The organism is Terrilactibacillus laevilacticus (assembly GCF_006517395.1).
GTDB lineage: Bacteria > Bacillota > Bacilli > Bacillales > Sporolactobacillaceae > Terrilactibacillus > Terrilactibacillus laevilacticus.
The window spans coordinates 15490-28814 of the sequence record NZ_VDCY01000010.1; the positions used below are offsets into that span (position 1 = coordinate 15490).

Consider the following 13325-nt stretch of genomic DNA (forward strand, 5'->3'; position numbering starts at 1 on the left):
ATTAATAGAATAACAGATTTACTGGTATGACCAGTTATATCGATAATTATTATTCAGCACTTATAAGTTTATTTGGTTGACCCAGTAAATCTACTTATTAAAGCGAGGAGGAGATGGAATGGATTTAGGTGATGACTTATGTTTACTTTCAGGAACAGAGCAGTGTAGAGTCATTCAAGAGAAAAAGATTTCATCTAGAGAGTTGGTTCAGGCTGTTTTAAATCGAATTACCGAATTAAATCCAATTCTTAATGCGTATTGTGAAGTATCTAAAACAGCTTTGAATGAAGCGGACGCTGCGGACAAAGCTATCTTTCATGGTAAGGCTGTTGGCCCTTTACATGGAGTACCAGTAATGATCAAAGATCTAATCTTAACAAAGGATCTTCGAACAACTTTTGGTTCATCTTTATTTTCTGATTACATACCTGATGAGGATGATGTGGTTGTAGAGAGGTTACGTCACGCTGGTGCGATCATTATTGGTAAAACGAATGCATCAGAATTTGGTTATAGTGGTGTGACAGATAATCACCTATTTGGTCAGACCAGTAATCCTTGGAATATCAATCGGACAGCAGGGGGATCAAGTGGTGGATCAGGTGCTGCCATTGCTGCCGGCATGGGATCTTTTGCTTTAGGTAGCGACGGAGGAGGTTCAGTTCGACAGCCAGCATCCTTTAATGGTGTATATGGTATAAAACCGACGTTTGGTCTTGTTCCAGTGTATCCAAGTTGTCGAGACCCCCGAATTCCAGGGGGCAGCAGCTGGGAATCTCTTGAATGTATAGGACCGATGACACGAACAGTTGAAGATAGTGCTTTATTACTCTCTGTCATAGCTGGTGAAGATTTACGTGATCGTCATTCTCTACCTGGAAAGAACTATGATTTTAATCAGAACTTACAAGTTGGAATTTATGGACTTAAAATTGCATGGAGCCCAAACTGGGGATATGCATCTGTAGATCCAGAGGTAAGGCAAATTCTTGAAAAAGCGGTTCGTGTATTTAGTACAGAACTGGGCTGCCATGTTGAAGAGGCAAATCCAGGATTTAATAATCCAGCCACAGCATTTTCTTCCATTATCGCAAACGAGTCGGATTTATCTACTCTTCGAAAATTGAATAAAGAACAACCAGGATTATTTAGTCAAGCTTTAGTTAGTATATTAGAAACAGAATGGACGGCTGAAGATTTTTCTAACTCTATTATGGAAAGACAAACTGTATATAACAAGATGAGAATTTTTATGGATAATTATGATCTAATTATAACTCCAACTATGCCATGCACAGCTTTTGAACTTGGACAGCATACACCAAGTGATATCGCTGGGAAAACAAACCTAGAAGAGTTAAATGATGTTCTGGCATTTACTTTTCCTATTAATATGACAGGACAACCAGCTGCGTCAATCCCGGTTGGCTTTACAAAAGAAGGACTCCCGGTGGGGTTACAAATTATTGGGCGCCGATTTGACGATGCCACTGTTTTACAAGCTTCAGCGGCATTTGAAAAAGTCCGTCCTTGGAAAAATAAATGGCCATCTATTGCAGAAAAATAACTAAAATTGAAAATATGGGGGTAGCTAAATGCAACCAAATCAAAGTGAACATAAATTATTAGATCCGGAGTTTGAACATACTCCAGTACCAAAAGAATATAGAAAGTCTTTAGCTTTAGTAGCTGCTGTTTGGTTTGGATTTCCCATGGTTTTAACGAGTGCCGTTATAGGGGGAGTTATCACGGCTTTTCTTGGATTTAAAACAGGGGTTGAAGCGATGCTTGTTGGCAATTTACTCCTATTTATTATTGTAGGACTTTTGAGTTATAAAGCAGGTCATACAGGATTGAACTTTGCATTAATTGCTCAAAAGACATTTGGTAAATCTGGTTATTATATTGTTTCTGGATTACTTTCTGCCATGGTCGTAGGATGGTTTGCCTTTCAGGTAGGACTGACTGGAGCTACAATGAATGGATCCTTTGGTTCTAACATGTTACTCATGACCATTGTTGGAGGTGTTTTATATATTGCTGTAACTTATATCGGTATTAAAGCACTGTCCTTTTTGGGTTGGATTGCTGCACCAATGTATATTCTTATGGCAATTATAGCTATTGTTATCTCATTAAAGACCAGTCCAACAGGTTTTACGAATCATCCGATTGCAGGTGCAGGACTCTCGTTTGGAGCAGCCGTTTCTTTAGTCTTTGCGGGGTTTGCGGATTCTGGAACGATGACAGCAGATTTTACACGATGGGCTAAAAATGGTCGATCAGGGGTTATTGCTACGATGTTTGCTTTTCCGATAGCTAACTTTCTTGCTGAGTTAGTTGGAGGAATTGTTGTGGCAAGTGGTGTCATCAAGGATCCAGGTACTAATGGTGGTAATTTTATGATGGTACTATCTGGGCATGGTACATTACTTACGGTTCTTTCTATCTTGTTTGTATTTATTAATCTTGGGGCGGTTTCAACACACTGTCTTTATAATGGTGCGGTTGGATGGTCGCATATGACAGGTAAAAAAATGAGAACATTGACGATGATCTTAGGGATTATTGGTATCGTTGCTGCTGTATCTGGAATTTGGAATGTATTCTTAGATTGGCTTAATTTATTGGGGGTTGTTATTCCACCAATTGCAGCCATTATTATAATGGATCAACTTGTACTTCGTCGTAAATCGAATGACAAATTAAAAAAATGGAATCCATTAGCTTTTATTACTTGGGTACTTTCATCAATGGTTGCATTTGTCATTAATTTTAAGGCACCAGAATTATCAGTTGCAGTTTGTGGAATTATTGCCGCTGTAATTTTCTACGCTATCGGTTCTATATTTGTTAATAAATCAGTATCCAAGTCAGATCATCAATCTGCTGTTGGGGAGTAATTTTCATAATTGATGTTGAACTAGAGATTAGAGATTTATTTTTAAGGAACCGGTATTTCGGTTTCTTTTTTAATCAAATCGACCAAGAACAGTCACTGCTGTCTTACTACGTTGAATTATTGATTAACCAAAAAAAGTAAGGGAACTCTATATATTTTTTTCTAAGATATCAGAAATTAGCATGGTTCGAAAATAAATGATAAATACTTATTCAAGTCTTGTTTTTATTACCATGATTGAGTCATTTACTATAATTACCGTCTTAAAATATTGCAAGAATTAAAAATAATGAATCATCTCACCTTTATGTTAAAAACTGAATATAGCATGTTTTTTAACCATCTATTTTCCATTCTTAAATATACTAAGATTAAAAAAGAAACTTCGACTTCATGCTCATCCCAATCCCAAAACGGGTATGATATTTCTATAAATGATACAATTAAATAAAGAATGAATGTCAGCGCTTTTACGGCTGAAGAAAGGGGAGCTTATGTCAAAACGAACATTAGTGATCAATCGTGATCTTGATGAAACGTACTTAAATGATATTAAAGAAGTAGCCTCTGATTGGGAGATTGTAACAGGAGAAGATCCAGACGACTTGAAAGAACAGCTTAAGGAAGCAGAAATTGTGCTTCATTGGAAAAAAGCCATTGAGCCGATCCTTCTTGAACAAAATACAAACCTCAAATGGGTGCAAACATGGAGTGCTGGGGTGAATGACCTTCCGCTTCAAGATCTTCAGAAAAAAGGTGTTTCACTAACAAGTGCGAACGGGGTACATACCTATCCAATTTCTGAGACGATCTTTGCCCATTTACTCGGTTTAACAAGAAAAATCCATACGTATGTCCGTCAGCAAAAAGAAAAAAAGTGGGAAGAATCCGATCTTAAGCTGGAGATCCATGAGAAGACGATTGGCATTATTGGTGTGGGAGCCATTGGACTCGAAACAGCAAAAATTGCGAAGGCATTCGGAATGAAAGTCCTTGGGGTTCGTCATTCTGGTAAACCGACGGATTTTGTAGACAAAATGTATAAATCTGATCAATTAGCAGATGTGCTTCCACAATGTGATTTTGTTGTTATCACACTACCATTAACAGAAGCAACAAAGCATATGTTTGCGGCTAAGGAATTTAGTCAAATGAAAAAAAGTGCCTTCTTAATTAATATTGGACGTGGTCCGATTGTTCAAGAAGAGGATTTGATCAAAGCACTTGAACAAAAGGAAATAGCGGGTGCCGGGCTTGATGTATTTGCTACTGAACCATTACCTGAAGATAGCCCGCTTTGGGAGATGGAGAATGTCATTGTCACACCTCATACGGCTGGGGCCACCGAGCATTATACGAAACGTGTGATAAAAGATATCTTTATACCAAATTTGCGGGATTATCTTCAAGGGAAGAAACCGAGTGTTAATTTGGTAGATTTTAAGAAAGGGTATTAGGGTGACAGGTACCGCAAAAAGACATTTTCTGTATCAATGTCCGTATCGAGTGTACATTAGGGATAAGGAAGTGTTGCGCTTATATTGAACCGTCATATCAAAAAAGAATCAAGCAATAAAATAGTCAAGGATTTAGTTATTTATATTTATATGAAGAAAATGGGAGAGGAATCAAATAATAAAAAGGGAAGATCTTCAATTAGTGGGATTCAGATCATAAAATTGAACAACCTCTATAATATAAAAGGTAGCCTTTCTTATTTTATTTATGATGTGATAACATTATATAAAGTGAAATTACCACGTGAAATGGGCGAAACATGTTGAATATCCAATTAAATCAAAAAATAATTGAAGACAGGTGCGGAAAGGTCTCCTTGAAAAGAGGGGACTCTTTTTATCGTGCTAATAAAGTCACATGTGAATCGTATACTCCTGACCGTTGTGAGGCAGTTGTGGCTGGTAAAGAAAATTTTCATGTCATCATTGAACGGGTTGATCATGGGGGATTTCATGCGACATGCACTTGCCCCAAACTCGCTTCGGTTAAAAAGGACTGTCAGCATATTGCCGCTGTTTTACTATGGATTCGCGGGCAGCAGAAAAATGGAGAACACTTATCAACTGATCAGGATTTAGCCGAAGGAGTCATGCGTATTTTCAAATCTACGCCAATCCGTTCAAGTGGTCACCAGTTACATTTCGAAAACCGAGACGTTCTTCCGTTGTTTTTTTCATGTAAACCCATTGTTATAAATAAAGAAAAGTACATGTTCAGCATCGAGATTAACGTTGGTCAGGCATTGGTGCACAATATCCGGGAATTTCTTGGGCAGGTTAAAAACGGTCAATCTAGCGTTTTATCGGATTCATTGATATACGATCCAAATCTTCATTGTTTTCACAAAGAAGTAGATGCGGTTATTCAGCAGCTTATTCAGGTGATCGAGGATGAAAGAATTTATCTAGATGGTTTATCTGAATCATTTGACCTTGGTCATGACATTTTGATTATTCCACCTTCTTCATGGAAGCGGCTGAAATCTCTGTTGAAGGAAACGCCAGGCGTGACATTGGCCTACAATGGGAAGACGTTTGAAGGTCTTCGTTTATCAAATGATAAGCTCCCTTTACAATTCGATCTCTCAGAAACAGAAGGGAAAGGTTATCAACTTTTAATTAAAGGATTGGAAGAGATCCTTATACTCGATGCTTATCATTCCGTTTTCATGGATGGAACCATTTTTGAGCTTAAAAAAGAGGATTGTAAATACCTTTCTGATATAAAAAAGATGCTGGACGCTTCTGGTACTTATCAGATCCCCATTTCCCAAAATCAAATTCACTTTTTTATGGAAAAAGTATTTCCTGGTTTGAGAAGATTAGGAGATGTTCATCTATCTGGCATGAGTTCTGATCAGTTTTCGGTGACACCGCTCGTTGCAAAATTATTTTTGGATCGCATCAAGAATCGTCTGCTTGCAAGTCTAGAATTTCATTATGGAAAAAGTGTGTTTAATCCCTCGGAAAGTCGTGACAGTAATCCAGGTGGCCTGATAGTCAGAGATTTAGAGAAAGAGGCACTGATTCTAAAGTTGATGGAGGATAGTTTATTCACCAAAACAGATGGGGGGTACTTTTTACAAAATGAAGCGTTGGAATACGAGTTTCTCTATCACAGGCTTCCTAAACTTCAGGACCTCGTGCAAATCTATGCTACGACGGCAGTAAGAAACCGAATTTTCAAAGAAAATTCGAAGCCGCGGATCAGGGTAAAGGTGCAAAAGGAAAGAACCAACTGGCTGGAATTCAAATTTCAACTGGATGGCATTCCTGACCAAGAGATACGTGAGATATTAGATGCTTTAGAGGAAAAACGGAAATATTATCGCCTGCGTAATGGCTCACTAATGTCATTGGAAACAAAAGAGTTTGAATACATTAGGCAGTTCTTGAATGCTGCTCCTATTCAGAATGAGGATCTGGATAGCGCATTCAGCGTACCTCTTACGAAAGGCCTTCAGCTTATTGATTCTACAGCTGATGATGTCTTCACTTTAGAGACATCGTTCCGTGAGTTTTTAGATGGAATCGTTCATCTGGACAGTCAGACGCACGCCGTACCGAAAAGCTTAGATGGGATTTTACGAGAATACCAAAAGCAGGGTTTCAGATGGATGAAGATGCTTTCAAGTTTCGGATTCGGAGGGATTCTTGCCGATGATATGGGGCTTGGTAAGACGCTGCAAAGTATCACGTTCATTTTGTCCGAGCTTCCTACGATACAAAAAAAGAAACGCCCAGTTCTTATTGTTTGTCCATCATCGCTAACGTATAACTGGCTGAGCGAATTGATGAAATTTACACCACACATTCAAGCTGCTGTGGTGGATGGTAACAAAGCAAAACGGATCCAGATGCAAAAAGAGGTTATGGAGAACGAGGTCATCATTGTTTCCTATACGATGTTACGGAGTGATGTCCACTGGTTTGAAAAACAAATTTTTCATACTGTGTTTTTTGATGAGGCACAGGCATTTAAAAACCCAGTGACCAAAACGGCAAAAGCAGTGAAAAAGATCCAAGCTGATCATCGTTTCGCTCTCACGGGAACGCCGGTAGAGAATTCACTAGAGGAGTTATGGTCCATTTTTCATGTGGTTTTTCCAGAATTGTTTCGGGGATTACAGGAGTTTAGTGAACTTACAAAGAAACAAATCACTCGCAGGATTCGCCCATTCATGCTGAGGCGGTTAAAAGAGGATGTTATTTCCGAGCTCCCTGAAAAAATTGAATCAATCGAGACGGTGGAGCTCCTTCCTGACCAGAAGAAACTCTATGCCGCTTATTTAGCAAAACTACGTCACGACACGTTAAAGTATCTGGACAAAGACACCTTGAGAAAAAATCGTATTAAAATCCTTGCTGGCTTAACCCGTCTGAGACAGATTTGCTGTCACCCAGCCTTATTTGTGGAGGGTTATAAAGGAAACTCAGCTAAATTTGAGCAATTAAAACAGCTTATAAAGGAAGCCAAACTTTCTGGAAGACGTGTGTTGATTTTCTCCCAGTTTACGAAAATGCTTGAATTGATCAGTCGAGAGTTAGTGAGTCAAGGACGACCTTTTTTCTATCTCGATGGACGAACCCCATCAGAAGAAAGAGTCAACATATGTCATCAATTTAATAGCGGAGAACGTGATCTCTTTCTCATTTCCTTGAAAGCCGGAGGAACAGGGCTAAACCTGACAGGTGCTGATACTGTGATTTTATATGACAATTGGTGGAATCCTGCCGTAGAGGCACAAGCAGCTGACCGTGCCCATCGCATGGGCCAGGAAAAAGTCGTTCAAGTCATTAAACTCGTTGCCCGCGGCACAATCGAAGAAAAAATGAATGAGCTGCAAGAGAAAAAAAGACACCTCATTGAGAAAATTATTGATTCGAAGGAAAAGTCAACTTATACGCTGACTGAAGAAGATATTCGAGAGATATTACGGTGACAGGTACCGTAAAAAGACATTTTTGTTAGATGTGTATACACAATATGGACAGTAATTGTGATTTTTAAAGTATTCCTGCTCTGATCTACCAGATTCCAAAATACAATGCGGAGTGTCACAGTTTGTGAAATTATGTTTTTGGGTTTAATCGAATTATATATTGTGAATATGAAAAGAGAGTGAACCGAGAAAACATAACTAACAAGTTGAGGTGATAAAAAGTGAAATACGGCGTTCATTTTGGATACTTTACGCAAGAGTGGAATACGGACATTAAACCTCTTATACCAAGGGCAGCTAATCTAGGTTTTGACGTGCTAGAAGTAGGACCATTTCCAGCCATGATTCAACAAGATTACAAGGAAATGGATGAAGTGAACCGGATAGCGGATGAAAATAATATTGAACTCACATATTGTATGGGTTTATCGTCGGATATTAATTTAAATTCATCCGACGATGCGACACGAGAAAAAGGCATTCGCACCCTTCAGACAATTCTTCAATCAATTGATTACATGGGTGGTAATCAGCTTAGTGGCATTTTATATGGTGAGTGGCCAGCTTTGTTCACAGAGGTTAAATCAATGAATGAGAAAAAGCAGACACTAGCACGAGTTAAAGCATCGCTCCGGGAAGTTTTAAAAACGGCAGAAGAAAGGGATATTATGTGTTCCTTAGAAGTGGTCAACCGATTTGAACAGTGGTTATTGAATAGTGTGGATGAAGGAATGGCTTTTATAAAAGAATTAAATCACCCTAACTGCACTTTGTTATTGGATACTTTTCATATGAATATTGAAGAAGATGATACAATAGATGCTATAAGGCGTGCTGGTGAAGCAGATGTTATTGGTCATTTTCATGTTGTAGAAAATAATCGAAAAGTGCCGCATGCCGGGTCCAAAAAGATGGATTGGACAGGTATCTTACAAGCATTAAAAAGTACTGATTATCAAGGGCGAATTGTTTTTGAACCGTTTGTTAAACCTGAAGGGCCGATTGGGAAAGACATTCGTATCTGGCGTGATCTTAGTCACGGGGCTGATAGGATAGAGTTGGACCGGCAGTTGAAAGACGGGCTTGAATTTGTGAAAGCGACATACGGGTGACAGGCATCGCAAAAAGACATTTTGATCGTATATTCTACATAGAAGAGGACATTGATGCCAAAGAACAGCCCAATGTCTCTCTTTAGTAGGAGAGATGCGGGGCTGTTCTTTGGTATAGATTTTGATTTGATTTTTCCTCTTTACCTATAATATAAATCACGTTTGGTTAAGCAGAAATTTGAGTTGAAATAAAGAAAATAGGGTTTTGAAGTATCAACAAATCCCCGCTGTTCTCTACTTATATGAGAAAAGCGGGTTTTCGATGAATTTAAGTTTCAGGTTAGTGTTTATGATGGTGATAAAGATCATATAATCAAGATTTACATTAATACTATGATATTGAAATAAGTTTAGATTGATTTGTAGATTGGATGACTTCTTCAGTATCTTTATCAAAGAAATGAATTTTATTAAAATCAATTGAAAGCGTGATTTTCTCTCCATTTGCGATGTTAGTAGAATTTACTTTTGCAATAAGAGTAGAATCGCCTAAAGAGGTATACAAGAGACTTTCTGAACCCATAAGTTCAGATACATCAATGGTTGTTTCAAAAGTATTTGAATCATTTACTTCTTTTGGTTCATGGTGGATATCTTCAGGTCTTATTCCTAAAGTAATTTTTTTATTTAAGTAACCAGTGGTTTTTAGTATCTCGATTTTTTCTTTGGGTATGGTAAATGTCAAGTCACCAATTTTGAGAGCTGTATCTGAACAAGTCGCACTGATAAAGTTCATAGATGGTGAACCAATGAATCCAGCTACAAACCGATTGACTGGATGGTCGTAAACCTCTTTAGGAGTCCCTATTTGTTGGATTTTTCCGTCTTTCATAATAACGATTCTAGATGCCATTGTCATGGCTTCAGTTTGATCATGGGTGACGTAGATGGTAGTTGCCCCTAATTTCCTGTGTAGTTTTGAAATTTCTGCTCTCATTTGCGAACGAAGTTTAGCATCTAGATTGGATAAAGGCTCATCCATGAGAAATACTTTCGGATTCCGAACCATGGCTCGACCTAAAGCAACCCTTTGTCTCTGTCCACCAGAGAGGGCCTTGGGTTTACGCTTGAGATATTCTTCCAGTCCGAGAATCTTAGCTGCTTCTTTCACGCGTAAATCAATCTCGGATTTATTTATTTTTTTTATTTTCAAGGCAAAAGCCATATTATCATAAACCGTCATATGAGGGTAGAGGGCGTAGTTTTGAAAAACCATGGCGATATCTCGGTTTTTAGGAGCTACATCATTCATTCTCTTTTCTTCGATAAGTAAGTCGCCTTCTGAAATATCTTCAAGACCTGCAATCATTCTTAGTGTTGTAGATTTACCACAACCAGAAGGGCCAACTAATACAATGAATTCCTTGTGATCAATGCTTAAATTAAAATCTTTTACTGTCAATGATTCACTATTTTTATAACGTTTTTTGATATTTTTCATTACGATTTTAGCCATCGGTTACCTCCTACATATTAAGTGGATAGGTGAATTTAATTCAAAAAAATGATTTTGGAACCTTTGCAAAGAGTAGGGAACGGACCTTGCAAAGGTTATAACAAATTGAACAATGATTTTTAACACTTAATATTAAGTACTTCTTCAATTTCTGTTATATTAGGATATCGATCGTTCTTCCGAGAAACAACAATACTTGCTATTGCATTACCAAATGCTAGTGCTGTTTTGATATCCGAGCCATTGACGAGTTTATACATGAAGCCAGCATTGAAACTGTCACCAGCTCCTGTCGTATCGTAAGCTTGAGTAGGAAATCCTGAGTGATGGATAACGTCATTTTTTAAATAAGCGGTGGATCCTTTATCCCCGCATTTGACAACGATTTTATTTGCCCCTTTTTTAAAAAGTATCTTTACACCTTCTTCTATAGAGGAAGCTCCTGTTAAATGGAGCAGTTCTTCATCGTTTGGCATGAAATAATCAATGTAAGGTAATAGAGAGAAAATTTCATTACAACTTTTTTCACTCCAACCATCGATAGCTGAGTTCGCATCAAAAAAGATAAGCTGTCCATTTTCTTTGGCACGCATGAGACATTCCTGAGTTTCCTTAACTCCGAAGTTGGGCATAAGAAAGTAACCGTATAAAAAACAAGCATCAGCTTCCTCAAAATCTATGCATCGTTTCACAATGTCATCAGTCATTCCATAAAAATGACCACTATAAGTCACAAAATATCTAGATCCTAGTTGATCAACAACCGAGACGGAGACAGCAGAAGGTGTATTAATCCTTATAAGACTGTCTTCAATTAAAGGGCCCATTTCTTTTACAATCATATCACCAAATTGGTCATTTCCTATTGCTGAGATCAGTCGAGGTCTTTCATTTAACTTAGCTAACGGATAGACGACATTGGCTAATCCCCCTGGTCTTAAGATCATTTCATCTACCATATGTTCTTCGCTGAAATCCGGACGATGTGAGACCTGGGCCATTATTATATCTATATTAATGTTACCAATCAAATTAATCATGATTATTCCCTACCAGTGATTTTACTAATGAGTTCAGCTTCTCCTGCGACCAAACCCTTTTGTGAGGAGAGTTCAACAGCTGCTAGTTGAGTGATGTATGAATAAATAGTGACACTCGCATACTCATCAGTTGACGGTATGATGATGGAAAGTATATTGTCATGGACTAATTCTTCTTCTGAAATATAGAGCACTTTAGCTCCTAAATTCGCCATTTCCAAGACGTAGTTTTTATTAATTTCATAGGTTATCCCCTTTGGATTAAAGAAAATGCTTTGCAAATTTTCTTTAATAAGTTCAAAAGGTCCGTGACGGAACTGTGGCGCTGATGTTCCTTCAGTGAACATTCTTGCTGTTTCTTTTAATGTCAGGGCACCTTGCTGGGCAGTACAAACACTCGGACCGCGACCAATAAGTATGAGAGGTTTATTAGCGTCAAGGAATTGGCCGATTTTTCTTTTATATTCATCTGCTTGTTTAAATTGTTGTTCTAAGATATCCGCAGCATCATAGAGTTGTTTTGTTAAGTCAGTGCCTACGATCTTTGATGCTAACAGAAGAAGGAGAACTGCTGTCGATGTGAATGATTTTGATGAAGCGATGGCTTCTTCCTTACGAGAGTGAATGTATAGGTTTCTCTCGACCAATTTTGCTAACGTGCTATCAGGAGAACTAGTTACTGCTGTCACAGAGTCATATTTTTTTGCTAGTTCAACCGCTTCATAACTTTCTCCGCTTTGTGAGATAACAAAGACATGAAATTGTTCGAAAAATTTTGTTGGATAATAGTATAAGAGTTCTGAATTATCCACTGCCATGGCATCAATACCATTGGCATTTAGATATTCAGCTGCTAACTTTGAGGCAACTAGAGAACTACCCATTCCTGTAAATAGAAAAGGTTTGTCTTTTTCGATGACCATACTTTGATTTTTTTGTACTGTTTCTCTTATTGCTTTTGGTTGTTCACACACTTCTTGATAAAATTTACTCATGATAGATTACCCCTTTTCTGAACCTTCACTTAGTCCGCTTACTATGAATTTTTGAAAAAGTAAAGCTAATACAATTGGTGGTAATGAAGCAATGAGACCACCGGTGATTTGCATGCCGAAGTTTACCATACCACGTTTTGAGAATTCCGATATGGCTACAGTTATGGTTTTTGAGTCATACGTTGATGTAAAGATACTTGCAAACATAAATTCATCCCATGATGCCAGAAGAACAAAAATTCCAGTTGCGATAATCCCTGAAAGGGAAATAGGCAAGATAAAGCGGATGAGAACCCCTAAAGAAGACACGCCATCAAGATAAGCTGATTCTTCCATTGATTTAGGAATTGAGCGAAAAAATCCTTGTAACATCCAAATAGCGAATGGTAGATTAAAAGCTGTGTAAATCAATATAAGGGATGATAAGTTGTTAATCGCTCCAAAACGTGCAAAGATGACGAACAACGGAATGAGAAGGGCAATTTCTGGCACCATTCTAAAGCCCAGAGTTGACATCAATAGTCCATTTTGACCTTTAAAACGAAAACGCGAGATAGCATATGACGCTAATATAGCAATAATTAAAGTTAAAACAGTTGTTGAAAGAGATACAATAATACTATTTTTCAATGCCTGCATGAAAGGCGGTACACTTGCATCATTGCTTCCAGCTGTAAAAATATCTGTAAAGTTCTTCAAAGTCCAATGACTTGGAAGAAAGTGTAGTGTTTTAGAATTCAGGTCTTGTCCCGAAGATAGAGTGGCAATGATTAATAGAATAATAGGTGCAAGAGTGAATATCATTACAGCTATAACGCCGAGATAGATAAAAAACTGCTGGTTTTTTGTTCTTTCCACCT

General features: G+C 37.9%; 9 protein-coding genes. 5 read left to right on the forward strand and 4 right to left on the reverse strand.

The genetic code is table 11. The annotated features are described in order from the left end of the window. Positions 1-118: 118 nt before the first annotated feature. The 5 genes from FG390_RS11380 (at position 119) to FG390_RS11400 (ending at position 8974) form a co-directional block, all read left to right on the forward strand. Positions 119-1567, forward strand: coding sequence for an amidase (locus tag FG390_RS11380; RefSeq protein WP_141191162.1), 1449 nt, complete (start codon positions 119-121; stop codon positions 1565-1567). A 28-nt stretch (positions 1568-1595) separates the two neighbouring features. Next, a complete protein-coding gene (locus tag FG390_RS11385; RefSeq protein WP_141191163.1) occupies positions 1596-2903 on the forward strand; it encodes a cytosine permease in 1308 nt (435 codons plus the stop codon). Positions 2904-3396: 493 nt separating this feature from the next. Next, complete coding sequence (locus tag FG390_RS11390) at positions 3397-4359, forward strand: D-2-hydroxyacid dehydrogenase (RefSeq protein WP_141191164.1); 963 nt, start codon at positions 3397-3399, stop codon at positions 4357-4359. 323 nt (positions 4360-4682) lie between these two features. Beyond that, on the forward strand, positions 4683-7862 hold the full coding sequence (locus tag FG390_RS11395; RefSeq protein WP_141191218.1) for a DEAD/DEAH box helicase: 3180 nt from the start codon (positions 4683-4685) through the stop codon (positions 7860-7862). A gap of 221 nt (positions 7863-8083) precedes the next feature. After that, positions 8084-8974 carry a D-psicose 3-epimerase gene (locus FG390_RS11400; RefSeq protein WP_141191165.1) on the forward strand — a complete coding sequence of 297 codons (891 nt, stop codon included), beginning with the start codon at positions 8084-8086 and terminating at the stop codon, positions 8972-8974. 331 nt (positions 8975-9305) lie between these two features. Here FG390_RS11400 and FG390_RS11405 read toward each other — a convergent pair whose 3' ends face one another. The 4 genes from FG390_RS11405 to FG390_RS11420 form a co-directional block, all read right to left on the reverse strand. Next, complete coding sequence (locus FG390_RS11405; RefSeq protein ID WP_141191166.1) at positions 9306-10430, reverse strand: ABC transporter ATP-binding protein; 1125 nt, start codon at positions 10428-10430, stop codon at positions 9306-9308. Positions 10431-10549: 119 nt separating this feature from the next. After that, positions 10550-11470, reverse strand: a complete 921-nt coding sequence (locus tag FG390_RS11410) for a carbohydrate kinase family protein (protein WP_141191167.1) — start codon at positions 11468-11470, stop codon at positions 10550-10552. A gap of 2 nt (positions 11471-11472) precedes the next feature. Then, positions 11473-12465, reverse strand: coding sequence for an SIS domain-containing protein (locus tag FG390_RS11415; protein ID WP_141191168.1), 993 nt, complete (start codon positions 12463-12465; stop codon positions 11473-11475). Between the two features lie 6 nt (positions 12466-12471). Beyond that, a complete protein-coding gene (locus FG390_RS11420) occupies positions 12472-13323 on the reverse strand; it encodes a carbohydrate ABC transporter permease (RefSeq protein ID WP_141191169.1) in 852 nt (283 codons plus the stop codon). Positions 13324-13325: the final 2 nt, after the last annotated feature.

Coding starts and splice junctions, on each gene's coding strand:
- FG390_RS11410 (WP_141191167.1), bottom strand. CDS start 11,470: ATGATTAATTTGATTGGTAACATTAATATAGATATAATAATGGCCCAG.
- FG390_RS11390 (WP_141191164.1), top strand. CDS start 3,397: ATGTCAAAACGAACATTAGTGATCAATCGTGATCTTGATGAAACGTAC.
- FG390_RS11385 (WP_141191163.1), top strand. CDS start 1,596: ATGCAACCAAATCAAAGTGAACATAAATTATTAGATCCGGAGTTTGAA.
- FG390_RS11380 (WP_141191162.1), top strand. CDS start 119: ATGGATTTAGGTGATGACTTATGTTTACTTTCAGGAACAGAGCAGTGT.
- FG390_RS11405 (WP_141191166.1), bottom strand. CDS start 10,430: ATGGCTAAAATCGTAATGAAAAATATCAAAAAACGTTATAAAAATAGT.
- FG390_RS11415 (WP_141191168.1), bottom strand. CDS start 12,465: ATGAGTAAATTTTATCAAGAAGTGTGTGAACAACCAAAAGCAATAAGA.